Raw genomic sequence first — 26855 nt, 5'->3', positions numbered from 1 at the left:
ACTGCGAACTCCTGCCGCGAATTCCTGCTGTGAACTCCGTCTGCATCAGGACGACTGCGCCGCTCACGTCTCCAGGCGGTCGACACGCATGGCAGGCCGTGCCCGTTCCGGTGGGAACACCCGCCATATGCGATCGGCATGTCGAAAGAAGAACAGCGCATGCGGGCCACGACCCTGTGCGCCGATGACACCGTCAATCTCGACGCACACACTCACGATCCTGCCCAACTCACCGCGCTGCACGGCCAGGACACGCACCGTGTGGCCTTCTTTCGGATCCAGCCATTTGCCGACTGCCGTTCGAAGCGACTGCTGCACCATCATCCCTGATCTCCCGCCGTGCGTGCCGTTGCAAGCATCGTAGGCAGGCGTCAGGTTTGTCTCCATCGGCGGCAGCGGATAGTTCCCGCAGAAAATTCTGGTTAAGGCGTCAGGATTTCCTTCACCGCGCACGGTTCGTGTCGACACCGTACCAGGCAGTCTACTCCGCAATCAGCCCATGGCGAATGGCATAGCGGATCACTTCGGCGTTATTGGTCAGGCCGAGCTTCTGCATGAGCCGCATCTTGTGCGTGCTGATCGTCTTGGCGCTCAGGGCGCAGGCGTCGGCGATATCGTTGATGCTGCGGCCCGCGGCCAGCATTTGCAGCACCTGGAACTCGCGGTCGGAGAGCACTTCGTGCGGCGGCTCGTCGCCCGCGTGTTTCTCGAACACCAGCGCATCGACCAGCTTCGGGTCGATAAACCGCCCGCCTTCCGCAAGCTTGCGGATCGCGGCCAGCAGCACGTCGGGATCGCTGTCCTTGGTCACGTAGCCCGTCGCGCCCGCACGCAAGGCGCGCGAGGCCACTTGCGCTTCGTTGTGGATGCTCAGCACCAGTACGGGCAACGCGGGCCGGTCGGCGCGCACGCGGCGGATCAGGTCGACGCCGCTAATGCCCGGCATTGTCATGTCGAGCAGCAACAGATCGATTTCGCAACTGCGCAGCTTGTCCACGACTTCCGAGCCCTGGGCGGCCTCCGCCGTGACAACCATGTCGTGCGTCGTCGCGATGATCTGCTTGAGCCCGCCACGCACGATGGCGTGGTCGTCCGCAATGAGAATCCTGATCATGTGAGCGTGCTGCCCTCGTCGAGCGGAATGTGGATCGAAATGGTGGTGCCCTCGCCCGGCCGGCTGTCGATCTGCAAGCTGCCGTCGATCAGCCGCGCGCGCTCCGTCATGCCGAGCAATCCGTAAGCGTGATTCGCCGTTGCGGCCGACGGGTCGAAACCGCGTCCATCGTCGTGCACGCGAAGCGCCAGCGTTTCGCCGCCGCTCGCAAGCTGCATCTGCACGTGCTGCGCGCTCGCATGGCGCGCCACGTTGTCCAGCGCGGACTCGACGATCCGGTAGAGCGCCGTCGCGCGCATGTCGGACAAGACCGGTTCGTTGCCTTCGACCTGCAAGTCGCAGGCAACGCCGTGGCGGCGGCTGAAATCCTCAGCGAGCCATTCGAGCGCGGAAACGATGCCGAAGTTTAGCGCAGCAGGCCGCAGGTGACTCGCCACGCTCCGCACCATGCGGATCGAGCTTTCGACCAGCGCGCGCATGTCCTCGGTCTTGCTGATGGCATCGCGATCGTCGCTCAGGCGCATGCGCAACAGCGAGACGTCCATCTTCAGCGCCGTGAGCAGCTGTCCGACTTCATCCTGGATCTGGAACGCGCTGCGCTTGCGCTCGTCCTCGCCCGCGCAGTCGAAATAGCCGAGCAATTCGCGTTGCTGGTCGCGCGAGCGCTCAAGATCCTGCTCGATGCGCTTGCGCCCGGAAATATCGCAAAGGCCGACATAGGCGGCGGGCACGTCCTCATAGGTGGCGATGCGCGCGTTCGCCAGCGCCCAGAACCGCGTGCCGTCGCGCCGCCGCATTTCGACTTCGGCGCCGAGCAGCTTGCCCTCCGACGTGAGGTGCCGGATCAATTGCTCCCGCACGGCGCGATCGACGTAGAACTCGACGATATTGACGTGGGTGCTCGCCCCCTCGTCGATCCGCAGCAACTGGCGCAGCGGCGCATTGGCGTATAGCAGTTCGCCGCCCGGCATGGCGGTCACGCACAGCGCGACCGGACTGGATTCGTCGATGGACGGTTTCGCGTGCTGGGCAACGTGCTCGCGCCGCAGCGCGCTTAGCGCCATTTGGGTGTGCACGCGCGCCGTCAGCTCTTCGACGCATAGGGGCTTGAGCACGTGGTCGGCGGCGCCTGCCGCATAGCCCGCGCGCAGCGTTTCATGCGCGCCCGATGAGAGAACGAGGATGACCGGAATGTCGCGTGCGAGCACGTCGCTTTTCAGCTCGCGGCACAGGGCGAGCGAGTCGTGCGCCTCGCCCGCGTCGAGCAGGATCAGGTCGGGCAGCGCCGCGCGCGAAAGCGCCAATACCTGCGCATCGTCGCGCGCGATCAGCAGCCGCACGCCCGGTTGTGTAAGCGCTTCTGTAATCGCGGAAAAATCGGCGGAACTGCCGCCGCCGAGCACAATCGTGCGCGGAAGTGTATGGGTCATGCGCGTGAGTGCCCGCCATTGTTGGTTGTCGTATTACGCGCTCGTCGCCACGCCGCGCGGCGGGCAACAGGTTGGCCAGTTTCGGCGGGCCAATGATCGGACAAGGCAGCGAGTCAGCGCCCGCCCTGCCCGACGGTCAACCGGCCAGGCGCAGCGCAACCGGCGTTTGCGTGCGGTCGATCACGGCATCGAGACAGGCAAACAGCGCGTCAAGCATCGACAGCGCCCGCGAATCCAGTTGATCCTCGTGGTAAGCGCGCAAGTCCTTCAGCGTTTCCTGCAGACGTATCAGCCGATCCACGCCGGTATTGCGCAGCGGCCAGCAGTGCATCAGGTACGCCAGCGGCGTCTGGCTGCGTGTTTCGCACCACGTATCAAACAGCCGCAGGCAGAGCGTGTCCGCCTCTTCGATCTGCGCCTTGCGGTCCTGCATCGATAAAGTCATCACGCTGCCTCATTGCTTTGCGGCCCCGCCGTTCATACACCGGAATATGGCGCGTCACCGTGCGCGAGTACAGTCATCCCCGACTGCAAACGAGGGTGACGCTTCCTGAATTACGCGTCAGGAAATCCTTAACGACGTGTTGCCGGTGCGCCCTCTTCTCGCGCAGTTCGCTTCCTTGCGCTCAAGCGTTCCGGCACTGATTGGCAGGCCACGGCATGCGTCGATTCTTTCTATTTATTGCCGTGTCCGACGAAGCTAAATCGTAGCGACCTTCAGGTCTATGCGCATTGTGTGCAAAATTGCGTCGCGGTATGCTGCGCGACTAATCGACGTAATCGACGGTGCGACGGCGGGCAATGCAAATGGACGAACCGGTTCGCCCGAACATGGCAATGAACAGAAGACAGATGCTGGCTCGCTGCCTTGCGGCGGGCGCGGGTCTGGTCGCGGCGTCCGCGCCCTGGGCCATGCCGCCCAGCCGTCCCGCGGCCCGTGTCGTGTTCCTGAACCCCGGCGAAAGCGAGCAAGGCAGCAGCGGCCCGCACTGGCAGTACGTATCGCGCTTCATGGCGGCGACGGCGCAGCGCTTCGGCATGGAGCTCGAAGTCCTTTACGCGGAGCGCGACCACCTGCTGATGCTGCGCCAGGCCGAGTCGATCGTCGCGCGCCGCGTGGCGCCCGACTACGTCGTCATCGTCAACGAGAAGATGACCGCGACCTCGATGCTGCGCACACTCGCGCGCTCGCCGGCCAGGGTGCTGCTGATCCACAACGACCTGACCGATGCGCAACGCGCCGTGACGGGCAACGAGCGCGGCGCGATCGCCAACTGGATCGGCACGGTGACCGCCGATGCGCAGCGCGGCAGCGCCCGCCTCATGGACGATCTCGTGCAACGCCATGGCGACGCGCCCGCGCGCGTGCTCGGCATTACCGGCGATCCTGCCACGCCGGTCTCGCACGAGCGCGCCAGCGGCGCACAGGCGGCGCTCGCCCGCCGCGCCCAGGATCACACCTGCCAGCTCGTCTACGGCGACTGGAGCTACGCCGACGGGCGCGACAAGGCCCTCGTGCTGCTCGCGCGCTACCCGGACGCCAATATCCTTTGGGCTGCCAACGATTCGATGACGCTCGGGGCGCTGAGCGCCGTGCGCGAGCGGCATTCGAACGTGATCGTGGGCGGGTTCGGCGCGCTGCCTGAAGCGGTGGAGTCGGTGATGCGCGGCGATATGGCGGCCATCGTCGCGGGCGACCAGTTCATCGGTGCGTGCGCGATGGTGCTGCTGCACGACTATCATCACGGCGCGGATTTCGCGCAGGCAGGCGGCGTGCGCCAGCGCCTCGACTACCTGAAGGTGCTGCACGACAAGGACGCGGCGCGCTACTACGAGATCGTGTTCGAGCGTCGCGAAGCCCCGGATTTCAGCGCTTTTTCGCGCCTCGCGCGCCTTCAGCACGGCGGCGCCTACGACTTCAACCTCCAGCCCATGCTGAACACTGCCGCAAGGATCGCATGATGTGGCGAACACGGTTGCGGCGCGCTTTTCCGCGCACCTTGCATGCACAGTTGATGCTGTCGCTCGTGGTGCTCGGCATGCTCGTGGCCAGCAGTTGCGCGCTGGTCGTGCTCCAGCACACGCGCGAGCGGCGTATCGTCGAACTCGACGAGCGCGCGAACCGCATCGCCGACCTGCTCGGCCAGTCGCTCGCGCAACCGCTGTGGAACGTCGATCGAGACGCCATCGACCGGCAGTTGAATACGCTCAGTCCGAATCCCGAAGTCGTGCGCCTCACGGTCACTGCGACCCATTACGGCGTGCTCGCCGATGTGCGTAATGCAAGCACGCCAGGCCCCGGCGAAGAGGTCGTGCGCGTGCGGCCGATCGAGTTCACGCCGCCGGGCGACGCGCCGCGCGAGCGTATCGGCGAGGTGCGCGTCGTGCTCACGCGGGCCGTGGCGGAAAGCGGCTTTTCGGCAGCGCGCGCCGTGGTGCTCTGCACGCTCGCGCTGGCGCTGCTGGTCGTCTATATCGTCACGTTCCTGCTGATCCGCCATCTCGTGCGCGAACCGATCCGGCGACTCGAAGAGATGGTCGACCGGATCGCGGGCGGCGACCTGGAGAGCCGCTGCGTGATCGAATCGAGCGCCGAACTGGGTCGCCTCGCCGCGCGCGTGAACCTGATGGCGGCGCGGCTGCACGACTCGACTGCGTCACTCAAGGAAAGCGAGCGCAAGTACCGCAGCATCGTCGAGAATGCGCTCGAAGGCATCTTCGTACTCGATCGCGACGGCGTGCTGCAGGAAGCCAATCCGGCGATGGCGCGTCTGTTCGGCTTTCCCAATGTCGCGGCGCTCATCGCCTCGCTCACGCCGCATGGACGATCGGCGGTGACGGCTGCCGCAGCGCCCTTCTCCACCGCCCAGGTCGAGCAGCTGTTCGCACTCGTGGGCCTGAACGGCGAGATCGCCGGGATGGAAATTGCGCTCGCACGCGCCGACGGCACGACGCTCTGGTGCCTGCTGAACGCGCGCGGCACGTATTGCGATTCGTCGAGCCTGCCCGCGCTGGAAGGCCAGCTCACCGACATCACCTCGCGCAAGCAGGCGATGGAAGACCTCACGCGCCATCGCGACCAGCTGGAGCAGGAAGTGCGTGAGCGCGTGCGAACCGAGCGCGCGCTGCGCGATTCGCGCGAGCAGTTGCGCGAGCTTTCGGCGCACCAGGAATCGATTCGCGAAGAAGAGCGCCGCCAGATCGCCATGACGATCCACGACGAGCTGGGCCAGTTGCTCACCGCCATCAAGATCAACGTCTCGCTGCTGAAGATGCGCCTGAGCCAGGGCAGCGACTGGACGCCCAAATGCAACGATATCGGCGACCTCGTCGAGCGAACCATCGACATCGTGCGCAACGTCGCGAGCCATCTGCGCCCGGCGGCGCTGAACTTCGGGCTGATCTCGGCGCTGGAATGGCTCGTGCAGGACTTCGCGAAACACAACGGGATTCGCTGCACGTTCCGGCTCGAAGGCGCGGAACCCGTGCTGGGCGACGATCGCGCAACCGCCGTGTTCCGCATCGTCCAGGAGGCGCTCACCAACGTGAGCCGCCATGCGCGCGCCTCGCGCGTGGACGTGATCCTGCGCACGCTTGAGCGCTTCGAGATCGAAGTGCGCGACAACGGCTGGGGCTTCGACGTCGCGCTCGCGACGCGCGGCGGCTCCTACGGCGTGCAGGGCATGAAGGAGCGCGCGCGCATGATCGGCGCGCAGTTCCATATCGTGAGCCAGGCGGGCACCGGATCGACGGTGCGGCTCGTGTTCGGCGAGGCGCTGGCGAGCCAGAGCCACGACACCGCGACGCAAACGGGCCGCTGAGCCCGCCGCAGCCTTAGGCCCTCAAGCCCTTAAGCTCCCGCCTTGAGCTTGCGCTCCAGTTCGCGCAGCAGTTCGTTCGTCTTGTCGAGGAAGGCCGTGTGATAGTCGGGCGGCAACAGCGCATCGTCCATCAGCGCCATCACGTCTTCGAGGGTCTTGCGCAGTTGCTGGTGAATCTCTGCGGCTTGCACCGGGCTTAGCGCGGGCATCGCCAGCTCGATGAACTTCTGCATGACCACGGCGCGTCCTGCAAGACGAGAGATACGCGCGGTGACCTCTGCCGTTTGCGCGGCGATCGCCTTCAAGGTGGGCTGACGTTCTTCCATCTCAGGCTCCGCCACGGCGCGCACGCGCGAACTGGAACACCGCGACCGCCTGGCGCAGGTTCACGGCCTGCTCGTCGAGCGAGAGCGCCGCAGCGGCCGCCTGTTCGACGAGCGCGGCGTTCTGCTGGGTGACCGCGTCCATCTGGCGCACCGCCTGGTCGATCTGCTCGATGCCGTCGCTTTGCTCGGACGACGCCGACGCGATCTGCTCCACGAACGCCGAGACCTGCTGGATCGCGTCGCGCACCTGCGCCATCGTCACGCCCACGCCCGCGGCCTGCTGAGAGCCCGCATCGACCAGTTGCGCCGACGTTTCGATCAAGCTCTTGATCTCCCTTGCCGCCGTCGACGAGCGCTGCGCCAGGTTGCGCACCTCGCTCGCGACCACTGCGAAGCCGCGCCCCTGCTCGCCCGCGCGCGCCGCCTCCACGGCCGCGTTCAACGCGAGGATGTTGGTCTGGAACGCGATGCTGTCGATCATCCCCGTGATATCGGCGATGCGCTTCGAGCTTTCGTGAATGCGGCCGATGGTCTGAACCATGTCTTCGACCGCACGGTTGCCTACCTCCGCCATGCCTGCGGCCTTGCTGGCAAGCAGGCTGGCTTCGCGCGCGTTGCCCGCGCTTTGCTGCACCGTGTGCGTGAGCTGCGTCATGCTCGCCGCGGTTTCCTCCAGTGAGGCGGCCTGCTGCTCGGTGCGCGCCGACAGATCGGTGTTGCCCATCGCAATCTCTTTGGTCGTGGTCGCGATCGCTTCACTCGATGCGTGCACCGACCCCAGCGCCTGGGCGATGCGCTCCATCAGCCGGTTGAAGGCCGCCGCGCTCTGCCCGAGTTCGTCCATGCGCGGCACCGGCGCGCGCAGCGTCAGGTCGAGCGATTCGCTGACATCGCCCAGCGCCGAGCGCGTGCGGCGCAAGCCGCCATCGACCACGCGAAACAGCGACACGGCCAGCGCCACGCTCGCGGCCAGTACGGCCGCCGTCAGGCCCGCCATGAACCAGAGCGACTGGGCGTACGCGCCGTCGCCGTCCTCGCGCGACTTGCGGCTGGCGTCGACGTTGTACGCGACGTGTCTGTCGAGCCCCGCGCGCACGGCCTGCGAAGCGGCATCGAGGTCGCCGCGAATCAGCATCGCCGACGCGGCAGCGGTATCGTTCGCGCGCGACGCCGCGAGAAATGTTTCGCGCGCCTGCCGGTAAGCCGCGATATTGGCGCGGTCGGCGAGCGCGAGGCGCTCGTCTTCGGGGTCGCCCTGCACGTCTTCGCGCTCGTACTGGGCAAGCAAGGTGTCGAGGCTATCGTCGGCGGCGTGCATACGGGTCTCGGCGGCACTTTTCGTGGCCGGGTCGCTCGTCAGCGCATGCCGGTACAGCGCGACGCGCAGATCGGTCATGGCCTGCCGCGTTTGATCGAGATTGATCAGGCCCGGCAGGATGTGGGTCTGCACATCGGTGAAACGCTGCTGGGCGCCGCGCAAATGCCAGAAAGAAAATGCGGACGTAACGACGAGTGCGCCCAATGAGAGGCACAAAGTCAGCGCCAGTCGCTGTGCAATGGATATTTTCAACGCCTGAGCCCTTGTAAAAAGTCCGACGATTCAACTATCTGAACTATCGGCGCAAGCGAGGCGGCGCTAAATGAGCGGAACGCTCAATTTGACTGGCGGATTAGCCGAAATTGCGTTCAGGAAATCCTGAAGATCGTGATGTGCGGGCCGCCTGGCTATACGTGCAGGCGCATGACGACGTAGACTGGGCCGGTTAGCATGGTCGCCGCATTGTCAAGAAATAGCCCCAGATGTCTTGCGGCCTTTTGCGGAGTCCAGCGCTGACAATGCGCGTGATAAGTTAGATTCGTCTGATCATTTCAATACTGAGAGACGCATCATGAATCAATCGCCCCAGCCCGACGCCCGACGCAAGACCTACTCGATGTACCGGCTGCGCAAGGCCATGGGCCGCCTGATGGACGCCGACGCGCCCGACGAGCAACAGGTCGCGATGCGCTGGGTCAATGCGTGGAGCGGCATCATCGGCGAACGTCAGATCGCCCAGTTGATCGCCGATCGCAACAACAGCTAGCCCCTGCCGGGCAACGACCTGGCAACCACCAGGCACCGACCAGGCAACCACCAGGACAAACTGGGCGCGCTGGACATCTCAGATTTGTCCGATACCCGTGTAGCCGCCGTGCGCCGATCATCCAGACGATCCCGCACTTCCCACCGCTACCGTGACGACCCAAGCCGTACCCCATCTCTACCAAAGCGCGCTCGCCCTGTTTTCCGGCGGGCGCCCCGCTGACGCCTTCGCCACGCTTGCACCGCTGCTCGGCCCGCAGGCGGCCGACGCCAGCGCCTTGAACCTCGCCGCGCTCTGCCTCGCCACCACCGGCAACAAGGCCGCCGCCGCCGCGCTGTGGCAGCGGGCGATCGCGGCAAAGCCCGATTTGGCGCACGCGCACCGCAATCTCGGCAACGTCCTCTACGAGCTGGGCGATCACGCGGCCGCCACCGCCGCGTTGCGTCACGCGGTCGCGCTCGAACCGCACACGCCTGTGGTGCATCACGACCTCGCGCGCGTGCTGCAAAAAAGCGGCCATCCCGTCGAGGCGGAGCACGAATACCGTCAGGCGCTGGCGCTACAGGCCACCGACGCCAGCCTGCACAACGATCTGGGCGCGCTGCTCAACGCGGCGGGCCGTCATGCCGAAGCCGAAGCCGCCTGTCGCGAGGCCATCCGGCTTCAGCCGGCGTTCGCGCAGGCGCACAACAACCTGGGGGCCGCGCTGCTCGAACTCGGCCGCCTGAGCGACGCCGAAGCGAGCCTGCTCCACGCCTTGACGCTGCTGCCCGACTACGCCACGGCCCACTACAACCTTGGCGCAGCGTATTTCCGGCAGCGCCTTCTGGCCCAGGCGGTGCACGCATGGCATCGCGCCATCGCGCTCCAGCCCGACTACGCCAACGCCTGCACGGCGCTCGGCCTCGCGCTCACCGAACTGGATCGCCACGAAGAAGCCGAAGCGCTCTGCCGTCACGCGGTGGCCATCCAGCCCGATCGATCGACGCTCAACAACCTCGGTCTCGTGCTCTACGAGCGCCAGAAGCTGGCCGAGGCGACCGCGTGTTTTCGCCGCGCCCTGGCACTCGAACCGGAATCGGCGCAGGTGAAGCTGAACCTGGCGCTGAGCCTGCTCGCCGATGGCGATTTCGCGCACGGCTGGCCGCTCTGGGAAGCGCGCTACGACGCCGGTCTCGCGAACCGGCAGACGGTTCCGCCCGCGCTGCCGTTCGCACACTGGCAAGGCGAATCGTTAGCGGGCAAGTCGCTGATCGTCTGGCACGAACAAGGCTATGGCGACAGTTTCCAGTTCAGCCGCTATTTGCCGCTGCTCAAGGCACGCGGCGTCGCGCACCTGAGCGTGGCATGCCTGGGCGCCGCGAAACGCCTGTTCGAGACGATCGAAGGTGTGGACGAATGGATTGCGCTGGACGGCACGCAGCCGATCGGCCGGCACGATTACTGGTGTTTCACGATGAGCCTGCCGCTGCGTTTTGGTACGACGGTCGCGACGATTCCCGCGAACGTGCCGTACCTGCACGCGACGCAGGACGACGTCGAGCGCTGGAAAGCACGGTTGCCTGCCGGAGGGCTCAAGGTCGGGCTAGTCTGGGCTGGCGACCCGCGCCCCGACCATGCCGATTCACGCGTGAGCGCAGCGGATCGGCGGCGCTCGATGACGGCGAGCACCTACCTGCCGTTGCTGACAATGCCGGGCATCGCTTTCGTGAGTCTGCAAAAGGGCGCGACGACGCAGGCGCAGATCGACGACCTGCCGCCCGCGTTGCGTCCGCTCGACCTCATGAACGATGTCCGCGATTTCGCCGATACCTCGGCGATCATCGAAAACCTCGACCTCGTCATTACCGTCGATACGTCGATCGCGCACCTGGCGGGTGCGCTCGGCAAGACGGTGTGGATTCTTTCGCGCTTCGACGGATGCTGGCGCTGGCTGCGCGAGCGCGACGATACGCCGTGGTATCCGCAGGCGCGCCTCTTTCGTCAGACGCGCCCGGGCGACTGGGACGAGGTCATCGCGCGCGTCGCGCAGGCGTTGAGGACGCTCAGTCCTTCGCGTAGTTGAATTCGGGCATCGCCTTCAGGGCGTTCTTGTCGGCATCGAGGACGATCTGCTTGGCGCTGACCTGAAGGTCGTTGAAGCGCACGGCGACCAGGTGCTTGCCCATGCCTAGAAAGCCGCCCACGGAAAGGATCGCGAACGCGCCGTCATTGGGCGATTCGAGCACGATATCGTCGATCTCGCCGATCTTGCTGCCGTGGGTATCGTAGACGTCGGCGCCAACCAGTTTCGACGCGCGAAAGCCGGTGCCCGATTGAACCGTCGCCATACGCTGGACGTTGATCGACTGCGGCGCGCCCTGTGCGTGGACGAGCGGCGACCCAGCGAGCCCCGCGGCTGCGAGGCTCAGCGTGGACAATGCAAAGACAAACGAACGGGCGCGAGTGCTCATGATGGTATCCCCCTGGATATCGATGGTTGTGCGCGATGGTGTGCGACTTGCAACTTCGGCGCGCAAGTCACGTGCCCATCGTCACAGCACACAGCTATCGTTTCCGGAAGGACAAACCATCACGAACACCGGCACAAACACGCCGCGGCACGCGACTTGCGGCGAACTGTCGAATGATTGGCGAACGCCCACAAGCCTTCAGGAGACGCTTATGCCGCATGCCCTGCACCTGAACCCTGGCGCGCGCGCGATCGTGATTCGCGCGCATCTGCCAACGGAGGAAGACCTTCCCGGCAATCCGAAGCCGAAACAACCGCCGCCCCTGCCCGATGGCGACGTGCCGCCGCCTGCGCCGCTAGGCGATCCGCCCTCGGAAGCGCCGCCGGAACGCGCTTTACCTTGCTGAGCGCTCAAGACGCGCAACGCAGTTTCACTCGCCGCGTGTGGGCGCAGCTACAGCGTCGCCGCGCTCGCCCAGCAACTCGCGGCGCGTTCGCGTGAGCAGCAGAATAATTTTCTCGGGATCGGCGGGCTTGGTGATGTGCCAGTCGAAGCCCGCTGCGATGGTCTTTCTACGATCTTCTTCCTGGCCCCAACCCGTGAGCGCGACGACCACCATCTCGCTCGAATCGGGCATGGCGCGCAGCGCGCGCGCCACGTCGTAGCCGCTCAAGCCCGGCATGCCAAGATCGAGCAGCACCGTCTGCGGGCGGAACACCGCGGCGAGTGCGAGCGCGTCCTCGCCCGCATGCGCGACGCGCACCTCATGTCCCGAGATCGAAAGCAGCAGCGCGAGACTTTCGGCGGCGTCGCGGTTGTCGTCGACGACCAGCACGCGGCGCGCGCCAGCCGGTGCGGTGGATGCGTCATCGCCGGTTGCGCCCGCGCGCTGCGTCGGCACGACGATCGGCAGGCTCACGCGGAATTCGCTGCCCAGATTTACGCCCGCCGAACGCGCGTGGATCGTGCCGCCATGCAGCCGAACCAGCCCCTTCGAGAGCGCGAGCCCGATGCCAAGACCGCCTTCCGCGCGCGGCGAACGCGCATCGACCTGCGCGAACATCGCGAAGAGCCGCTCGTGCGCGTCGGGCGGCAGGCCAATGCCGTCGTCCTTCACCGCAAGCTCGACGGTATCGCCCGCAATTGCGATCGTCAGTTCGATATGGCCGCCCGGATCGGTGTACTTGCCCGCGTTGTTCAGCAGGTTCGACACCACCTGGGCGAGGCGCAGCGCATCGGCGTCGATCAGCACGTCGGGCAGCGGCGCATGCACGACGAGCGCGTGATGCTTGCGCTCCAGCAGAGGCCGCGATGCCTCCACGGCGGTCTGGATCACGCCCGCGAGGCTCACCACGTCGCGGCGCAGATCGAGCTTGCCGCACGTGATGCGCGCGAGGTCGAGCAGATCGTCAAGAAGGCCCGACATATGCGTGACCTGACGCCGGATCACATCGGTCGCCCACGCAAGCTGCCCAGGCGTGAGCGAGGCCGAAGCGAGGATCGCGGCCGCGCTGCGGATCGGCGCAAGCGGATTGCGCAGCTCGTGCGAGAGCGTGGCGAGGAACGCGTCCTTCTGGTGATCGGCGGCTTCGAGTTGCTGGCGCACGCGCACGTGCAGCGAAATATCGCGGAAATAGCAGACCAGGCCGAACTGGTCGTCGGGCAGCGGCGTCCGGTGCACTTCCCATTCGTAGCATTCGCTCGTGTCGCGGTCGCGCCGCGCCTCGATGCGCTCGGGCGTGTGATACGGCTGGCCGGTTTCGAGCGTGCGCCTGAAAATATCGACGATTTCCTGCGCGTAGGCCGCATTCCAGACGCGCCGCATGACGACGCCTACGTCCTCGCCGATCAGTTGCGACGCGTCGCCAAAAAATGGCCGCGCCGCCGGATTCACTTCCCGGATGCGCAGGTCGCGGTCGACCAGATAGACGCCCAGCGGCGCTTCGTTCATGAGCGTCTCGAATTGCGCGGTGCGCAGGCGTATCGCTTCCTGGGCCTGCTTGCGCTCGGTCACGTCGGTCATCAGCACGGCCGCGCCTTCGGCGGCCGGATAGATGCGCGTGTCGAACCAGCGGCCTGTCGCCGTGCAGCGCGTTTCGAACTGGCGCGCCTCGCGCGCCGCGAGCGCGTCGCTCAAGGCGGCGGCAAAGCCGTTCGCGGCGCTCTCGGGGCAGACATCGACGAAGCGCTGGCCGAGCGCCTGCGCCGCCGTCATGCCCGCGAGTTCGAGAAAGCGCGGGTTCACGAGCGTCAGGCGCGCGTCCTGATCGAGCAGGAAGAACTGATCCTGGATGCTGGAAAGCGCGAGTTCGAGCAACTGTTCGTTGGCGCGGCGGATCTGCGTGCGCTCAAGCAGCGCGCCCACCCGCGCCGCGAGTTCGCGCGCCGAGAACGGCTTGACGAGATAGTCGTCCGCGCCCGCGTCGAGACCTTCGATGCGCGCGTCCTCGCCCGCGCGCGCGGACAGCAGGATCACGGGCACGTTGCGCAGCGCCGGATCGCGCCGCACCTGCTCAAGCAGGCCGAAGCCGTCGAGGCGCGGCATCATCACGTCCGACACGATCAGGTCGGGCTTGCTGGCGCGCGCGACGTCGAGCGCCTGCACACCATCGGCGGCAAGCTCGACCTGATACGCGCTCGCGAGCAGCGTGCCGACGTAGGCGCGCATATCGGCGTTGTCGTCGACCAGCAGCACGCGCGCGCCGAAGGTCGACGCGAAGCGCCGGTCGCGCAGGCCAGCCGCGAGCGCGCCTGAGGCGGACTCCAGGCGCAGCGCGTCGGTCTCGGCTGTGGCCGGGGTAGCGGACGTAGCGGAGATAGCGGCGGTGGCAGCCTTATCCGCTGGCATCAACGGAGTGAGCGGGTCTTGCCCCGCAGAGATGCGCTGCGTGCCCAGCCACCCCGCGGCCTCGGCGGCGAACGCCGCAGCGACTTGCATACCGCGCATGCCACCGTTGTGCGCCCCGCCCTCGCGCAGATGCGCCGCATCCAGATGCGCGCTGCCCAGCGGCAGGCTGACCGTGAAGCGCGACCCCTGGCCCGGCGCGCTCCACGCCTCGATCGCGCCGCCATGCAGCTTGACCAGTTCGTAGACCAGCGCGAGACCAATCCCCGAGCCCTCCTGGGTTCGCCCGTGCGCGCCCTCCACCCGATGAAAACGCTCGAACAGGCGCGGCATCGCCTGCTCCGGAATGCCGGTGCCGCTGTCCTCGACCGTAAGCAGCGCATGCGAGCCGTGCCGCGCGAGGCTCACGGCGATGCGCCCGTTCAGCGTGAACTTGAAGGCATTCGAGAGCAGGTTCAGGACGATCTTTTCCCACATCTGCCGGTCGACGAAGACGGGTTCGTCCAGGCGGCATTGCACGCGAAACGCGAGGCCGCCGCGTTCGATCGCCGAACGGAACGTGCTCGCCACGTCCTGGGTGAGGCGCGCGAGGTCGGTCGGCTCGTAGCAGACGTCAATGCGCCCGGCCTCGATGCGCGCGAAATCGAGCAGCGAATTCACGAGCCGCAGCAGGCGCTGGCCGCTGCGCCGCGCAAGACGCAGCAAGGCGAGGCGCGCGGGGTCGGCGTCGGCGGCGACCAGGTCGTCGAGCGGCGAGAGCATCAGCATGAGCGGCGTGCGCAACTCATGGCTCACGTTGGAGAAGAACGTGGTCTTGGCGCGGTCGAGCGCGGCGAGTTGCTCGACGCGTTGACGCTCGGTTTCGGCGGCGCGCGCACCTTCAATAATGCTGCTTGCCTGCGCCGCGACGACGTCGATGAAGCGGCGATAGTCGTCGTCGAAGACGAGGCGCGGACTCACGCCCGCGACGAGAAAACCGATGCACTCGCCGGCTGGCCCTGCAGCGGCGGCGCGCGTGAGCGGCACGACGACTGCGTGCGTCGCGGGTTCGGGCCAGGCCGACGGCGCGGGCAGCACGCCGTCGAGCTGGTACGCGTCGACCGCTGCGCCTGTGGTGGCCGCCTCGGCGAATGTGGCAGCCAACGGATCGGCTTGCGCGCCGTGCAGCGGGATATCGACGCCGAAGCGTGCGGCGTCGGGATGATTGGACGCGGCCCGGTGCGCGAAGCTGCCGTCCGCGCCCAGCAGATAAAGCGCGACGAACGGCAAATCGTGGCGATTGCCGTCGAGCGCGGCGACGACCTCGTCGCACGCCAGCGCCACGGACTGCGCGCTGCGAGCCGTGCCTGCCAGTTGCGCGACGCTCGCGAGGCGCCGCTCGGACAGGATCCGCCGGGTGTCTTCGGTCACCACGCAGAGCATGCCTTCGACGTTCCCGCTATCGCCGTGCACCGGGCCATACGAGAACGTGTGATAGGTCTCTTCCTTGAAACCGTTGCGCTCCAGAAACAGCAGCAGGCTTTCGTCCCACGTCGCCTCGCCCGTGGCGAGCACATGTTCGATGCGCGAGCCGGCTTCCGCCCACACTTCGGCCCACACGTTGCGCGACGGCAAGCCGATGAACTGCTGCTTCGCGCCGAGTGTCGGCCGGTAAGCGTCGTTGCACAGGAACGTAAGATCCGGCCCCCAGGCCATCCACATCGCGTAGCGCGAGGCGAGCATCAGGCGCACCACGCTTTTCAGGCTGTGCGGCCAGTGTTCGTACGCGCCTAGCGGCGTAGTTGACCAATCGAAGGCGCTGACGAGGTCGGCCATGCTGCGCGCGTCGCCCGCTTTCTGGACGTCACTGGCCTCGCGCGCGTCCTGCGCGCGCTGCTGCACGCTTTGCCCGACAGCGGCGATAGCCTCGTCGACGACCGTGCGGATCGCGTGCTGCCGCGCCGCGCTGTCGTCGTGGCGCTCTCCTTCACCTGTCATGTGGTCTCCCGCGTGGGCTGAATCGGGCGTGTCGCAAGCTCGTCGAAAACCTGTCGCAAGCGCGAGCGCGCATTGCGGGCGACCTTCATGCGCAATTTTCGCGCCCGCTGCCGAAACCCGTGAATTCGGGCCCGCACAGCGCGTCTGGCGAGCGTGCGCCCTGCTCGCGCGAACTGTCAACGACGGCCCGGCGGCCGCGCTGAAAGCCCTGATTGTGCAGACGAATACCGGGCGCTCGGCCTGCGATCGGGGGCGCCAGGAAACGCCCGAGCCGCTACAATCGCGCACTGCCTGCGGCAAAAGCGCACAGACGCGCATCCGGAATCAGCCCCCGGTCAGCGCACAATCATTGCCAGACGCGCCGCGGCAACGAAATCTGACGTCCAGAGACGCCCCGAGACACCCCAATCCCCGCATTCCCCATGGCCCGCATCGAGCTCCACTTCCCCGAAGACCAGTATTACTACTCGACCCACCTCACGGTGCGCGTCACCGACATCAACTCGGCGAACCACCTCGCGAACGATTCGATGATCTCGATGATTTCGGAGGCCCGTGCGCGCTTTCTGTTCGATGCCGGCATCGAGGAAATGAAGGGCCAGCACACCAGCATCATCGTGACGGATCTCGCGACGACCTACCGCGCCGAAGCCTACGCGCGCGACCAGTTGTGCTTCGAGGTCGGCATCATGGATTTCAACAAGTACGGCGGCGACATCATCTTCCGCATCACGCGGCCCACCGACGGCGCGCTGATCGCGATGGCGAAATCGGGCTTCGTGTTTTTCGATTACGAAGCGAAGAAGGTCGTTCCCATGCCGCACGCGTTCCGCGCGAAGTTTCCGGGCGTGAATACGCTGGTTTGACGCGCTGCGGTTTCGACGCGCGCTATCGATGCACGCTATCGATGCGCGTTTTCGACGGCTTTGGGCCGCCTCAGCGCGGCTGGAAGGCGATCAGCGCCATGCCGGCGAGCGTGAACGCAATGCCAGCCCAGTCCCAGGGGCTCGGGCGAATCGCCTCGACGCCCCACAGCCATAGAATCGCCACGCACACATAGACGCCGCCATAAGCGGCATACGTGCGGCCAGCCGCGCTCGGATGCAGCGTCAGGAGCCAGGCAAACAGGGCCAGCGACGCGGCGGCCGGAACCAGCCACCAGGCGCTCGCGCCCTCGCGCAGCCAGCGGTACGGCAGATAGCAGCCGACGATCTCGGCGAGCGCGGTAACCACGAAAAGCAGGAACGTCTTCATGAGCGAGCGGATATTGGCGGGCGCTCATGGTAACGCAGGCAGCGCTTTTACCTGGCGAAGCATGGGCCGCCGCTCCAATTGCCGGTTCAAATGCCGCTTCAATTGCCGCTTCAATTGCCGACCGAATAGCACCGCTCTGCCCCGCGTTGCCGGTCAGGCCGTCCTGCGGACGGCCAGCGCCTGCTAGGACTTCGCCGCGTCGTGTTGAACGCGCTGCAGGTAAACGGTAAATGGGCGGCACGCGCCGCCCATTTATCAAGCTTCAGCCATCAGCGCCGGATCAAGGACGCTCGCCGCGCGCGAGGCGCGTTTCGATTTCGGTGACCACGGGCAGCAGGTCGGCCACGCTGTCGATCACGTAATGCGCGCCAGCTGCACGCAGCCGCTCGACTGCCGCCGCGCGGCGCACAGCGAATTCGTCGGGCGCGAGCGCGTGGACTTCGCTCTCGGTCATGCCGAACGCGTTGCCGCTCACCGCCACGCCCACGGCCCACGTGCCGCCGTTGAGCCCTTCCTCGATACCGACTTCGGTGTCGTCCACCTTGATCGCGTCGCGGGCGAGCCACACGCCCAGTTGCGGCAGCGTGCGATAGATCATGTACGGCGACGGGCGGCCTTCGGGCGTGTCGCCGGTGCAGACGATGCTGTCGGCCTCGAAACCTTGCGCAGCCGCGCCCGGCACGATCTGGTCGATGATTTCGCGCGTGTAGCCCGTGGTGGAACCGATGCGCACGCCATCGGCGCGCAGTTGCCTCGTCACGGCCGCGACGCCCGGAATCACGTCGCTGTATTGCGCCGCGACGGCAACGTTCTTCGGCACGAAGACGTCGTAGACCGCGTCGATATCAGCGTCGCCCGGCACGTGGCCGTGACGCGCTTCCCACGCCTGCGCCACGCGCGGCAACGCCATCAGCGCGGCGATGTGCGGTCGCTTGGCCATGCCCATCGGGCCGCGCGCTTCGTCGATCGTGATGGGCACGCCGAATTCCTCGAAGGTTTCGACGAATGCGCCCATCGGCGCGCGCGAACCGTAGTCCACCACCGTGCCGGCCCAGTCGAAGATCACTGCCTTGACGTGTTTCATTTGCGTATTTCCTTCGAATTGCGCTGCGTTATGCGTGTATGACGTGTATCGATTGAACGTTCTGGCGGCCAATCAGGCCGCAAGCGCTTCGGGGGCGTCGAGCGAGGCGTGCTCCGGCGCGCCGTCGGGCACGCCCATCGTTTGCAGGGCCGTGCTGCAGGCCTGCACGACGCGGCGCATCACCGACTCGTCGAGCGCGCCGATGCAGCCGATCCGGAAGCTTTCGACATTCGTCAGCTTGCCCGGATAGATGATGAAACCCTGCTCCTTCATCAGTTCGTAGAAGCGCGCGAAGCTGAAGTTCGCATGCGCAGGCGAAAAGAACGTGACAATGATCGGCGAGCGCCATGCATCAGTGAGCAGCGGCTCGAAGCCGAGCGACTGCATGCCCGCGACCATCACGTCGCGATTGCGCGTGTAGCGCGCGAGTCGGCCCGGCTGGCCGCCTTCTTCGGCGTAGAGACGCAGCGCTTCGAGGAAAGCCGCGACGGCATGCGTGGGCGGCGTGAAGCGCCACTGGCCCGTGCGGTTCATCACGTCCCACTGGTCGTGCAGGTCGAGCGCGAGCGAATGGCTGTTGCCCTTCGCAGCTTCGAGCGCGCTTTTCTTCGCGATCACGAAACCGAAGCCCGGCACGCCCTCGATGCACTTGTTCGCCGACGAAACGAACGCTTCGCACGGCAGCGTGCGCACGTCGAGCGGCACCGCGCCAAAGGCGCTCATCGAATCGATCAGCAGGCGGCGGCCGTGGCGCGCCACGACTTCGGCGATTTCGCCGACCGGGTTGAGAATGCCCGAGCTGGTTTCGCAATGGACGACGACGACGTGCGTGATGGCGGCGTTAGCGGCCAGCAGGCGGTCGACATCGGCGGCGCGCGGCGGCAGGTAGTCGCCCGTGTCGTGCACAGTGTGGTCGCGGCCCAGATAGCGCAGCGTCGTGGCGATGCGCTTGCCGTACGCGCCGTTGGCCAGCACGAGCACATGGCCGTCGCGCGGCACGAAGCTGCCCAGCATCGCCTCGACGCAGTAGCTGCCGCTGCCTTGCAGGGGCACACAGTCGTAGTCCAGGCCGGTGGCGCCGGCAATCTCCAGCAACGCGGCGCGCAGGTGCGCCGTCATGGCGCGGAAATCGGCGTCCCACGATCCCCAGTCGCGCTGCATGGCGGCTTTCGTCGAAGCGGCCGTGGTCAGCGGGCCAGGGGTCAGCAGATACGGGACGGCCGGTTGGTCGTCCGCTTGGTCGGCGAGTTGGACGGCGGGGGTGGTCATGCGGGCTGCTCCAGTCGGTGTTCAGCGTGATGGCGTTAAGGTACTGGAACGGCGAGCATCGGTAAAATCGATATAATCGATGTCGATATCAGTCAAACTTATAGCCAGCTAAAGCGGGATCCGTCATGCAATATGCCCAGTTGCGCGCCTTTCACGCCGTCGCCGAGCACGGTGGTTTCTCGCGCGCCGCCCAGGCGCTCTCCCTTACCCAGCCTGCCGTGTCGGATCACGTGCGGCGGCTGGAGAGCGATTTCGGCGTCAAGCTGTTCGAGCGCGCGCCGCGCGGCGTCGAGCTGACCGAACTCGGCCGGCGGCTGTATGCGGTGACGCGCCAGATGGTGGGTTGCGAGCGCGATGCGCGGCGGCTGCTCGAATCGGCCGGCGCGCTCGAATCGGGCGAACTCGCGCTGGTCGCGGACGCGCCCGACCTGGCGATCAAGCTGGTCGGCGCGTTCCGGCGCCGTTATCCGGGCGTGGTGGTGAAGCTTGGGATCGCGAACGCGACCGAGTGCATGCGGCGCGTGCTGTCGAGCGAAGTGGACGCGGCCATCACGGCGGCGCACCAGGTGCACAGCCGCCTGCAGACGCGCGTGCTGCGCGAGGAGCCGCTCGTGGCCGTCGTGCCCGCCGACAGTCCAGTGGCCAAGAAGCGTCGCATGACCTACGAGGAACTCGTGCGCGAGCCGATGATTTTTCGCGAGGCGCACTCGGTCACGCAGCAGTTGCTCGAATCCGAACTGGTGCGCAAGGGGCTGCAGGTGCAGCCCGTGCTTTACGTGGACGGCCGCGAGGCGCTGCAAACCGCCATTGCGCAAGGCGTGGGCGCGGGCGTCATTGCGGGAGCGGAATTCGGCGAATCGCGCCGCATCCGTGCGATTGCGCTGGTGGATTGCCAGGTACGCATGGTCGAATCGCTCACGCGGCTGGCCGATTCGTCATCGTCGAACCTGCTCGACGCGCTGTTCGCGACGCCGCTCGACTGAGCGCGCCAGCTCCAAGCAGGCTTAGCTAGCCGCAGTCACGACGATGTCCGCACCGACCTCGTGCAGCAGGTCGCGCAGCGTTTCCGCCTGCTCCATGCGCGCGCCGCGCCGCAAATGGATGCGCAGCGCGTGGCCCGCGATGCCGTCGATGGGCCGCGCGAGGCGCAGCTCCAGCGCCAGGCCGTGGCCTTCGGGTGCATCGGCTTCGGCGGGTTCGACTACGCGTGGCGAGAAACAGGCGGTGTCGGACATGGCATGAACCTCGTCGGTGAAAGGCACGACCTCATCCTAACCATGCACGCCGGTCGAGCCAAACGAGAAATCCGCGTATGCAAATGAGCACGCTGCGCAAGAGGTTTGCGGCCTGCGCGCTAACGAATCGGGCACAGACGGCAAATGCTCCTGCCCGCTACCCGCTCTGAATAACATTCATTCCCGGCTGACGGTTTTATCCCGGAATTTGCGCCGCAGCCGCGCCGTGCGTGGCACACTGGGTAGATCGTTTCTTGCGCCCCCCGCGCAGAAAACACCGCTGCGTATCAAGAGACATCGTCATGGAACGCTCATTCAGCGATCGACGCGAGGCAGGACGCCTGCTCGCCGCGCAGCTCGTCGCGTCCTACGGCGCGCGGCGCGATGTGGTCGTGCTCGCGCTGCCGCGCGGCGGCGTGCCGGTGGCGTTCGAGGTCGCGCAGGCGCTCGATGCGCCGCTCGACGTGCTGCCGGTCTGCAAGCTGGGCGTGCCCTGGCAACCCGAGCTGGCGATGGGTGCCCTCTCCTCGAACGGCGCGCAATACGTGGATGAAGCGCTGATCCGCGAAGCCGGGGTCAGCGAGCCGCAACTGCAAAGCGCACTCGCGCTCGCGCGTATCGAACTGGGCCGCCGCGAAGCGCGCTATCGCGGCGAGCGCGGGCCGCTGCCGGTTGCGGGGCGCGTGGCGCTATTGATCGACGACGGGATGGCCACGGGCGCATCGCTCAAGGCGGCGGCGCTGGCGCTCGCGTCGCTTGGGCCCGCGCGCATCGTCGCGGCGCTGCCGGTTGCGCCCGCCGGGGCCCGCGAGCGGCTGGCGGGTGCGATCGACGATCTGGTCTGCGTGAAAACGCCCTTGTCGTTCATGAGCGTCGGCCAGTTCTACGCCGACTTCGACCAGACCGACGACGAAACCGTGCGCGACCTGCTCGATCGCGCGGCGGCCAACGGCCCTCAAAGCGACGCGGCTTCTTCAGGCGAATCGCCATAGGCATTGCGTAGCCGTTGCACGCGCAACTCAACTTAACTCAACTCAGTTCAACTCAACGCACCGGACTCGACGCCTGTTCGCCCACGACGGTCTGCCATGGCCGCACGTGCCACGCTTTGACGAGGCCCGCCTGGACGTAGGGATCGGCGCGCGCGAAAGCTTCGGCGGCGGCCGGGCTGTCGCCCTGGAACAGCAGCAGCGCGCTATCGACCGGATCGGCAATCGCCCCGGCGAGCAGCAACTCGCCGCGCTCCGCCGCGGCCCACGCGAGCGCGAGATGGGCGCTGCGATGCTCGGCGCGACGATCGAGGTAGTTCTCCGCGAGTTCGTACATCAAGAGGTAATGCATCACGTGTCTCCTTGCACAGGCTGTGCGCTACTTAACTGTTAACCCGCATTGTGCCGCGACGCCGTCAACCGAAGGTCGTGTCAGTCCGTTTTCAGGGTGGCTTTGCCATAATGGTTGCGGCGATGGGCGAGGATGAACCGAATTGCGGCCAGCGCGCACGACTACCGACAATGTCGAATATCCCATGGGAGTGAACGATGAAAATGCAATCCGTCATTGCTGCAATCGTGCTGGGCGGTGTGTTCGCCGCACCGGCTTTCGCGCAAACCGCTGCACCGGCTGCGGCGCCTGCTGCGAATAGCCAGCAGTCGAAGATGAAGACCTGCAACACGCAGGCCGGCGACAAGAAAGGCGACGACCGCAAGGCCTTCATGAAGCAATGTCTGTCGGCTGCGCCCGCCCCCGCTGCGAAGATGTCCCAACAGGATCGCATGAAGGCCTGCAACGCACAGGCCGCCGACAAGAAGGGCGACGACCGCAAGGCGTTCATGAAGACCTGCCTCTCGACCAAGAGCTGATTTCGCACGAATCGCGCACCGCCCGAATCCGCCAGGCATTCCTGATCAATCTGGCCGGTTCGTGGTTCGAAGACCGTGCACATAGACGACGCGCCCCGGCTTATGCTGCGGCGCGTCGTTTTTTTCAGTAGCGCACAGGCCACGCCCGGGCCACGACGGCAGGGCGTTTTTCTCCTATGATGGCTGCAGCGGCCCTATTCCCTACACAAAACGTCAAACGCCATCGGGCCGGTTAAAAACAGGCTGATCCTGGTTGATGCCAACGGCATCGAACGGAGGCGCAGATGGCATGGAGACACAAGAATCGCTGGTTTCGCCGCTGGATGCTGGTGATGGTCTTCTGGCTGGTGCCGGTGATGATCGTCGCGGTGCGCGAGACCCAGGACGAAATGGCCTATAACCGCGCAGATCTCCAGCGCGGCCTCACCTCGTGGACATTCACCGACGCCGAACGCGCCGCTGGCGCGCCGCAGCACTGCCAGGGTAACGCCGATCAGGCGCGCGCGGCCGGTTGCCCCGCCGCCGTGCTGGCCGCAAACGCCGCCGCCCAGCAGGACGCCCGCGACGAATACGCGCAGCGCCGCGCCACGCTGGTTCGCTATCTCTGGCACGCGTTCGTCGGCTATTGGGTCGTCCCGGCCGTGGCGCTGCTTGCGCTCGGCATCCTGATTGGCGCGGTACGGCGGGCGCTGCGCCGCCCTCCCGCCACCAAAGCCGTGCCCGAACCCTGACTCCTGCCCTTTTTACGTTCCCTGTCGGTCTACCCTCTGTCAGTCCGCCCTGTCAGCCGCACGTAGCAACTTGCGCCGCGCGTGCGCGATTTCCGTGCCCGCTCCGAAAGGTCATTTGAATCGCTGTGCTATAACGGCGAGGCTGATCCGCGATCGGCAGCGCCGTAGCGGTTTGGCTTTCCGGAAAACAGAACGGAGAACAACATGCAAGGACGTCGCTTCATCCTGAGGACATCTGTCGCCATCGCGCTCGCCAGCGCGGCTCTCGCAGGCTGCTCCACCACCGGCAATTCGCCGCCTTCCGAACAAAGCAACGACGCCCGCCGGCAGTCGATCGACGCCAGCGTCGACGGCACGATGTCGCGTCTGTTCCAGACCGTGCCGGGCGCGCGCGAACTCGTCGGCAAGGCGCGCGGCGTGCTGGTCTTCCCGCAGGTGATCCAGGCCGGCATCGGTATCGGCGGCGAACACGGCGACGGCGCATTGCGCGAGGGCGGCAGCACCGTCGGCTACTACAGCACGACCGGCGCGTCGGTGGGCGCGACGCTCGGCATGCAGTCGAAGGCCGTGGTCTATCTCTTCATGACGCAGGACGCGCTGGAACGTCTGCACACCTCGGAAGGCTGGTCGGTAGGCGGCGACGCGTCGGTTGCGCTCGTCAAGGTCGGCGCCAACGGCACGATCGACACCACCACGGCCGTCAAGCCCGTCGAAGTCTTCGTGCTCACCAACAGCGGCCTGATCGGCGATCTCTCGCTCGGCACCACCAAGATCACGCGCCTGAAGCTGTAACGCGCAGACTGGTTACGTCCGCGCGCTTCGCCCGATGTCGCGTCACGTCGCGGACGTATCGATCACCTTGAAGCGCGAACGCCGGTTCGCGCGGATCACCGCCTGGTAGGCCTCCACGTATTGCTGCGCCATGCGATGCGAGGTGAAGCGCTCCTCGAAGCGCCGTCGCACGCCCGCTCGCGGCACGCGCGCGAGGCGATTGATGGCGGCGACCGCGCCGATCTCGTCCTCGACGATAAAACCCGTCACGCCGTCGTCCACCACTTCGGGCACCGCGCCGCGATTGAAGGCGATCACCGGCGTGCCGCAGGCCATCGCCTCGATCATCACAAGGCCGAACGGCTCCGGCCAGTCGATCGGGAACAGCAGCGCGTGCGCGCCCGAGAGGAACTCGGCCTTCTGGCTGTCGTTGATCTCGCCGACGAACTCCACGTTCGGCAGTGCGAACAACGGCTTGATCTGGCGTTCGAAATACTCGCGGTCTGCTTCGTCGACTTTCGCGGCGATACGGATGGGCAGGCCGCAGCGCTGGGCAATGCGGATCGCGGTATCGACGCGCTTTTCCGGCGAAATACGGCCGAGAAACGCCAGATAGCGCTGCTCGACGGGCTTCGGCGTGTAGAGGTGCTCCGGCAGGCCGTGATAGACCGTGCGCAGCCACCTGGCCTGCGGTATCGGCTGGCGCTGGGCATCGGAGATCGAAATGACGGGCGCGGTGTTGAACGTGTCGAATACCGGCTGCTGCTCGGGCAGATCGAGACGGCCGTGCAGCGTGGTCACAAACGGCGTTTCCTGGCGCTTGAACACCGAAAACGAGTAGTAGTCCATATGGAAGTGCAGCACGTCGAACTGGTCGGCCTGGCGGCGCACCAGCTCCATTAGCAGCATGTGCGGCGCAACCCGGTCACGGATGGCAGGATCGAGCCGCAGCGCGCGCGGCCAGACCGGTTCGAGCTTCGCGCTCGTCACGGAATCGCCGCTTGCGAACAGCGTGACGTCGTGGCCGAGTTCGACCAGCGCCTCGGTGATGTACGACACGGCGCGTTCCGTGCCGCCATAGAGCTTGGGCGGAACCGATTCGGTCAGCGGAGCGATCTGCGCAATTCTCATCGAGTGTCTCCAGTGTTCGTCCTGGCGTGCCGGGCTGGCTGTCCGCGCAACGCCTGTCCGGGCAAAGCATCTGGCCGCGCACATTGCGCGCCCGAGCGCCCCGGCAAGCTCGAATCATTGTAAGCGAGGCGTCACAAAGCCGACACGGCGGGCTCCACACAGGGACGGAACGTACAAAGCCTCAGCGCGGTCGGTAAAAGCCCATTATTCGGCAATCGCGCGCATAGTGCCCCGGGACTTTCAATTTTTCATATCGACTTACATGCGGATACATCGCTTGTGCCTCGATTTATCGCGCAGGCCATTTCCATGCAGGAATATCGAGCGAATCGGGATCGGCGAAGGTGGTCGCGCCCAGTCGCCGCTCCAGCACGATCGACTGGCTGCCCGCCTCGCGTTCCAGCGCCGCGACCAGCCGTGCTGCGTGCGAGACCACCAGCACCTGCGATTGCGTCGAAGCCCGCGCGATCAGGCGCGCCAGCGACGGCAGCAGATCGGGATGCAGGCTGGTTTCGGGCTCGTCGAGCACGAGCAGCGCGGGCGGACGCGGGCTTAGCAGCGCCGCGGCCAGCAGCAGATAGCGCAAGGTGCCGTCCGACAGTTCCGCACCGCGCAGCGGCCGCAGCAGCCCTTCCTGGCGCAGCGCCACTTCGAAGCGCCCTTCGTGATTGACGATTTCGACGCGTGCGCCCGGAAAGGCATCACCGATCGCCGCGTCGAGCGCCGCGCCATCGCCGATCTCGCGGATCGTCTGCAACGCCGCCGCGAGATTGGCGCCGTCGTCGGAGAGCACCGGCGAATGCGTGCCGATCTGCACCTGTCGCGCGCTGGCGTGGACGTCCGTGCGGAAGTGATCGTAGAAGCGCCACGAGCGGATCTGCTCGCGCACCGCGATCATCTCGGGCGCGCTGCGCGGGTCGGCGTACTCCGTCATCATGCTGTCGAAGCTCGCCACGGGCTGCGCGAGCGTTGACCATTCGCCGCGCCCTTTCTCTTCGTCGCGGATGCGGATCATCGGCCCCTGGCGATCCACGAGCAGCGCCGACGGGCGCAGCACTGGCCCGCTCCAGATGCACTCGCGCTTGATGACGGGATCGAGCGCAAACTGCGAGGTCGACGCTGGCGGCGGCAAGCCCAGATCGATCGCATAACCGAAGGTCTCGCCCGCGAAGCCGAGCTTCAGGCTCACCGCGTCCTTGCGCACCGTGCCCTGCACCTCGTACTCGCCCGCCGAGACCGCGCGCGAAAAGCGTTCGGGCCCGGCCCAGAGCGTCGATTGCAGGCCGCCCTCGCGCGCCAGCGACGGAATCACGCCGCCGCGCGCGGTGAGCGCGAGCAGACGCAGCGCGCGATAGAGATTGGACTTGCCGCTGCCGTTGGGCCCCGTGATGACGTTGAGCGGCCCGAGCGGCACGATGAGTTCGCGCAGCGAGCGATAGTTGGCAATGGCAAGCGTGGTGAGCATGAGGCG

At 66.4% G+C, this 26855-nt stretch carries 26 protein-coding genes; 12 read left to right on the top strand and 14 right to left on the bottom strand.

The genetic code is table 11. The features are described from left to right. The first annotated feature begins 138 nt into the window (after window positions 1-138). The gene (locus tag BBA01S_RS46565; RefSeq protein WP_042295518.1) at window positions 139-330 is read left to right on the top strand and encodes a hypothetical protein; all 192 of its coding nucleotides are present in this window, start codon (window positions 139-141) and stop codon (window positions 328-330) included. A 151-nt stretch (window positions 331-481) separates the two neighbouring features. Here the strand turns inward: BBA01S_RS46565 and BBA01S_RS00520 are convergent, their stop codons facing one another. The 3 genes from BBA01S_RS00520 to BBA01S_RS00510 all read right to left on the bottom strand — a co-directional run bounded on the left by BBA01S_RS00520 (window position 482) and on the right by BBA01S_RS00510 (window position 2989). Then, window positions 482-1114: a response regulator gene (locus tag BBA01S_RS00520; RefSeq protein ID WP_027814716.1), complete on the bottom strand. Its 633-nt coding sequence runs from the start codon at window positions 1112-1114 to the stop codon at window positions 482-484. Further along, a complete protein-coding gene (locus BBA01S_RS00515; RefSeq protein WP_027814715.1) occupies window positions 1111-2544 on the bottom strand; it encodes an ATP-binding protein in 1434 nt (477 codons plus the stop codon). Before BBA01S_RS00515 ends, BBA01S_RS00520 begins: the two co-directional genes overlap by 4 nt. Window positions 2545-2680: 136 nt before the next feature. Then, complete coding sequence (locus BBA01S_RS00510; protein WP_027814714.1) at window positions 2681-2989, bottom strand: hypothetical protein; 309 nt, start codon at window positions 2987-2989, stop codon at window positions 2681-2683. Between the two features lie 392 nt (window positions 2990-3381). On the opposite strand from BBA01S_RS00510, the gene BBA01S_RS00505 reads away from it, so the two are divergent. Then, window positions 3382-4506: an ABC transporter substrate-binding protein gene (locus BBA01S_RS00505; RefSeq protein WP_027814713.1), complete on the top strand. Its 1125-nt coding sequence runs from the start codon at window positions 3382-3384 to the stop codon at window positions 4504-4506. Continuing rightward, on the top strand, window positions 4503-6365 hold the full coding sequence (locus BBA01S_RS39555) for a PAS domain S-box protein (RefSeq protein WP_245641394.1): 1863 nt from the start codon (window positions 4503-4505) through the stop codon (window positions 6363-6365). Before BBA01S_RS00505 ends, BBA01S_RS39555 begins: the two co-directional genes overlap by 4 nt. A gap of 29 nt (window positions 6366-6394) precedes the next feature. Here the strand turns inward: BBA01S_RS39555 and BBA01S_RS00495 are convergent, their stop codons facing one another. Both BBA01S_RS00495 and BBA01S_RS39550 read right to left on the bottom strand, forming a co-directional pair. Then, window positions 6395-6691 (bottom strand): hypothetical protein, encoded by a 297-nt coding sequence (locus tag BBA01S_RS00495; RefSeq protein WP_052391639.1) that lies wholly within the window; start codon window positions 6689-6691, stop codon window positions 6395-6397. A 1-nt stretch (window position 6692) separates the two neighbouring features. Beyond that, on the bottom strand, window positions 6693-8261 hold the full coding sequence (locus BBA01S_RS39550; protein WP_281176924.1) for a methyl-accepting chemotaxis protein: 1569 nt from the start codon (window positions 8259-8261) through the stop codon (window positions 6693-6695). 319 nt (window positions 8262-8580) lie between these two features. On the opposite strand from BBA01S_RS39550, the gene BBA01S_RS00485 reads away from it, so the two are divergent. Together BBA01S_RS00485 and BBA01S_RS00480 are read left to right on the top strand one after the other, a co-directional pair. Next, entirely contained in the window at window positions 8581-8775 is a 195-nt protein-coding gene (locus BBA01S_RS00485; protein ID WP_027814711.1) for a hypothetical protein, read from the top strand. Window positions 8776-8926: 151 nt separating this feature from the next. Further along, entirely contained in the window at window positions 8927-10840 is a 1914-nt protein-coding gene (locus tag BBA01S_RS00480) for a tetratricopeptide repeat protein (RefSeq protein WP_027814710.1), read from the top strand. On the opposite strand, the gene BBA01S_RS00475 is transcribed toward BBA01S_RS00480, so the two are convergent. Continuing rightward, on the bottom strand, window positions 10821-11228 hold the full coding sequence (locus BBA01S_RS00475) for a PRC-barrel domain-containing protein (RefSeq protein ID WP_027814709.1): 408 nt from the start codon (window positions 11226-11228) through the stop codon (window positions 10821-10823). The genes BBA01S_RS00480 and BBA01S_RS00475 overlap by 20 nt on opposite strands. Window positions 11229-11439: 211 nt before the next feature. Here BBA01S_RS00475 and BBA01S_RS39545 point away from each other — a divergent pair, with 211 nt between their 5' ends. Next, the gene (locus tag BBA01S_RS39545) at window positions 11440-11634 is read left to right on the top strand and encodes a hypothetical protein (protein ID WP_042295514.1); all 195 of its coding nucleotides are present in this window, start codon (window positions 11440-11442) and stop codon (window positions 11632-11634) included. A 24-nt stretch (window positions 11635-11658) separates the two neighbouring features. Here BBA01S_RS39545 and BBA01S_RS45065 read toward each other — a convergent pair whose 3' ends face one another. Continuing rightward, entirely contained in the window at window positions 11659-16050 is a 4392-nt protein-coding gene (locus BBA01S_RS45065) for an ATP-binding protein (protein ID WP_052391638.1), read from the bottom strand. A 422-nt stretch (window positions 16051-16472) separates the two neighbouring features. Between BBA01S_RS45065 and BBA01S_RS00460 the strand changes: the two genes are divergently transcribed. Then, a complete protein-coding gene (locus BBA01S_RS00460) occupies window positions 16473-16916 on the top strand; it encodes a thioesterase family protein (protein WP_027814708.1) in 444 nt (147 codons plus the stop codon). A gap of 70 nt (window positions 16917-16986) precedes the next feature. Here the strand turns inward: BBA01S_RS00460 and BBA01S_RS00455 are convergent, their stop codons facing one another. From BBA01S_RS00455 to BBA01S_RS39535, 3 genes are all read right to left on the bottom strand, one after another. Next, on the bottom strand, window positions 16987-17304 hold the full coding sequence (locus tag BBA01S_RS00455) for a YnfA family protein (protein WP_027814707.1): 318 nt from the start codon (window positions 17302-17304) through the stop codon (window positions 16987-16989). Window positions 17305-17584: 280 nt separating this feature from the next. After that, window positions 17585-18388, bottom strand: a complete 804-nt coding sequence (gene phnX, locus BBA01S_RS00450; protein ID WP_027814706.1) for a phosphonoacetaldehyde hydrolase — start codon at window positions 18386-18388, stop codon at window positions 17585-17587. Window positions 18389-18460: 72 nt separating this feature from the next. Then, the gene (locus BBA01S_RS39535) at window positions 18461-19657 is read right to left on the bottom strand and encodes a 2-aminoethylphosphonate--pyruvate transaminase (protein WP_042295513.1); all 1197 of its coding nucleotides are present in this window, start codon (window positions 19655-19657) and stop codon (window positions 18461-18463) included. Between the two features lie 125 nt (window positions 19658-19782). Here BBA01S_RS39535 and BBA01S_RS00440 point away from each other — a divergent pair, with 125 nt between their 5' ends. After that, window positions 19783-20640 carry a LysR substrate-binding domain-containing protein gene (locus tag BBA01S_RS00440; RefSeq protein ID WP_027814705.1) on the top strand — a complete coding sequence of 286 codons (858 nt, stop codon included), beginning with the start codon at window positions 19783-19785 and terminating at the stop codon, window positions 20638-20640. Window positions 20641-20661: 21 nt separating this feature from the next. On the opposite strand, the gene BBA01S_RS00435 is transcribed toward BBA01S_RS00440, so the two are convergent. Next, entirely contained in the window at window positions 20662-20892 is a 231-nt protein-coding gene (locus BBA01S_RS00435; RefSeq protein WP_027814704.1) for a hypothetical protein, read from the bottom strand. A gap of 302 nt (window positions 20893-21194) precedes the next feature. Here BBA01S_RS00435 and BBA01S_RS00430 point away from each other — a divergent pair, with 302 nt between their 5' ends. Then, window positions 21195-21884 (top strand): phosphoribosyltransferase, encoded by a 690-nt coding sequence (locus tag BBA01S_RS00430; RefSeq protein ID WP_027814703.1) that lies wholly within the window; start codon window positions 21195-21197, stop codon window positions 21882-21884. A 52-nt stretch (window positions 21885-21936) separates the two neighbouring features. Here BBA01S_RS00430 and BBA01S_RS00425 read toward each other — a convergent pair whose 3' ends face one another. After that, window positions 21937-22233: a YciI-like protein gene (locus BBA01S_RS00425; RefSeq protein WP_027814702.1), complete on the bottom strand. Its 297-nt coding sequence runs from the start codon at window positions 22231-22233 to the stop codon at window positions 21937-21939. Between the two features lie 197 nt (window positions 22234-22430). Here BBA01S_RS00425 and BBA01S_RS00420 point away from each other — a divergent pair, with 197 nt between their 5' ends. The 3 genes from BBA01S_RS00420 (at window position 22431) to BBA01S_RS00410 (ending at window position 24274) form a co-directional block, all read left to right on the top strand. After that, window positions 22431-22751 (top strand): PsiF family protein, encoded by a 321-nt coding sequence (locus tag BBA01S_RS00420; RefSeq protein ID WP_027814701.1) that lies wholly within the window; start codon window positions 22431-22433, stop codon window positions 22749-22751. A gap of 284 nt (window positions 22752-23035) precedes the next feature. Continuing rightward, window positions 23036-23482 carry a hypothetical protein gene (locus BBA01S_RS00415; protein ID WP_027814700.1) on the top strand — a complete coding sequence of 149 codons (447 nt, stop codon included), beginning with the start codon at window positions 23036-23038 and terminating at the stop codon, window positions 23480-23482. A gap of 204 nt (window positions 23483-23686) precedes the next feature. Next, the gene (locus tag BBA01S_RS00410; protein WP_027814699.1) at window positions 23687-24274 is read left to right on the top strand and encodes a BPSL1445 family SYLF domain-containing lipoprotein; all 588 of its coding nucleotides are present in this window, start codon (window positions 23687-23689) and stop codon (window positions 24272-24274) included. A 42-nt stretch (window positions 24275-24316) separates the two neighbouring features. On the opposite strand, the gene BBA01S_RS00405 is transcribed toward BBA01S_RS00410, so the two are convergent. Together BBA01S_RS00405 and BBA01S_RS00400 are read right to left on the bottom strand one after the other, a co-directional pair. Then, a complete protein-coding gene (locus tag BBA01S_RS00405) occupies window positions 24317-25384 on the bottom strand; it encodes a glycosyltransferase family 4 protein (RefSeq protein WP_027814698.1) in 1068 nt (355 codons plus the stop codon). Window positions 25385-25673: 289 nt separating this feature from the next. After that, window positions 25674-26849: an AAA family ATPase gene (locus tag BBA01S_RS00400; protein ID WP_027814697.1), complete on the bottom strand. Its 1176-nt coding sequence runs from the start codon at window positions 26847-26849 to the stop codon at window positions 25674-25676. Between the last annotated feature and the right edge of the window lie 6 nt (window positions 26850-26855).

The organism is Paraburkholderia bannensis NBRC 103871 (assembly GCF_000685015.1).
Lineage (GTDB): Bacteria > Pseudomonadota > Gammaproteobacteria > Burkholderiales > Burkholderiaceae > Paraburkholderia > Paraburkholderia bannensis.
The sequence above is the reverse complement of the archived record's forward strand: the minus strand, read 5'-3'. Positions and strand labels throughout refer to the sequence as shown.

Coding starts and splice junctions, on each gene's coding strand:
- BBA01S_RS46565 (WP_042295518.1), top strand. CDS start 139: ATGTCGAAAGAAGAACAGCGCATGCGGGCCACGACCCTGTGCGCCGAT.
- BBA01S_RS00520 (WP_027814716.1), bottom strand. CDS start 1,114: ATGATCAGGATTCTCATTGCGGACGACCACGCCATCGTGCGTGGCGGG.
- BBA01S_RS00515 (WP_027814715.1), bottom strand. CDS start 2,544: ATGACCCATACACTTCCGCGCACGATTGTGCTCGGCGGCGGCAGTTCC.
- BBA01S_RS00510 (WP_027814714.1), bottom strand. CDS start 2,989: ATGACTTTATCGATGCAGGACCGCAAGGCGCAGATCGAAGAGGCGGAC.
- BBA01S_RS00505 (WP_027814713.1), top strand. CDS start 3,382: ATGAACAGAAGACAGATGCTGGCTCGCTGCCTTGCGGCGGGCGCGGGT.
- BBA01S_RS39555 (WP_245641394.1), top strand. CDS start 4,503: ATGATGTGGCGAACACGGTTGCGGCGCGCTTTTCCGCGCACCTTGCAT.
- BBA01S_RS00495 (WP_052391639.1), bottom strand. CDS start 6,691: ATGGAAGAACGTCAGCCCACCTTGAAGGCGATCGCCGCGCAAACGGCA.
- BBA01S_RS00485 (WP_027814711.1), top strand. CDS start 8,581: ATGAATCAATCGCCCCAGCCCGACGCCCGACGCAAGACCTACTCGATG.
- BBA01S_RS00475 (WP_027814709.1), bottom strand. CDS start 11,228: ATGAGCACTCGCGCCCGTTCGTTTGTCTTTGCATTGTCCACGCTGAGC.
- BBA01S_RS39545 (WP_042295514.1), top strand. CDS start 11,440: ATGCCGCATGCCCTGCACCTGAACCCTGGCGCGCGCGCGATCGTGATT.
- BBA01S_RS45065 (WP_052391638.1), bottom strand. CDS start 16,050: ATGACAGGTGAAGGAGAGCGCCACGACGACAGCGCGGCGCGGCAGCAC.
- BBA01S_RS00460 (WP_027814708.1), top strand. CDS start 16,473: ATGGCCCGCATCGAGCTCCACTTCCCCGAAGACCAGTATTACTACTCG.
- BBA01S_RS00455 (WP_027814707.1), bottom strand. CDS start 17,304: ATGAAGACGTTCCTGCTTTTCGTGGTTACCGCGCTCGCCGAGATCGTC.
- phnX (WP_027814706.1), bottom strand. CDS start 18,388: ATGAAACACGTCAAGGCAGTGATCTTCGACTGGGCCGGCACGGTGGTG.
- BBA01S_RS39535 (WP_042295513.1), bottom strand. CDS start 19,657: ATGACCACCCCCGCCGTCCAACTCGCCGACCAAGCGGACGACCAACCG.
- BBA01S_RS00440 (WP_027814705.1), top strand. CDS start 19,783: ATGCAATATGCCCAGTTGCGCGCCTTTCACGCCGTCGCCGAGCACGGT.
- BBA01S_RS00435 (WP_027814704.1), bottom strand. CDS start 20,892: ATGTCCGACACCGCCTGTTTCTCGCCACGCGTAGTCGAACCCGCCGAA.
- BBA01S_RS00430 (WP_027814703.1), top strand. CDS start 21,195: ATGGAACGCTCATTCAGCGATCGACGCGAGGCAGGACGCCTGCTCGCC.
- BBA01S_RS00425 (WP_027814702.1), bottom strand. CDS start 22,233: ATGCATTACCTCTTGATGTACGAACTCGCGGAGAACTACCTCGATCGT.
- BBA01S_RS00420 (WP_027814701.1), top strand. CDS start 22,431: ATGAAAATGCAATCCGTCATTGCTGCAATCGTGCTGGGCGGTGTGTTC.
- BBA01S_RS00415 (WP_027814700.1), top strand. CDS start 23,036: ATGGCATGGAGACACAAGAATCGCTGGTTTCGCCGCTGGATGCTGGTG.
- BBA01S_RS00410 (WP_027814699.1), top strand. CDS start 23,687: ATGCAAGGACGTCGCTTCATCCTGAGGACATCTGTCGCCATCGCGCTC.
- BBA01S_RS00405 (WP_027814698.1), bottom strand. CDS start 25,384: ATGAGAATTGCGCAGATCGCTCCGCTGACCGAATCGGTTCCGCCCAAG.
- BBA01S_RS00400 (WP_027814697.1), bottom strand. CDS start 26,849: ATGCTCACCACGCTTGCCATTGCCAACTATCGCTCGCTGCGCGAACTC.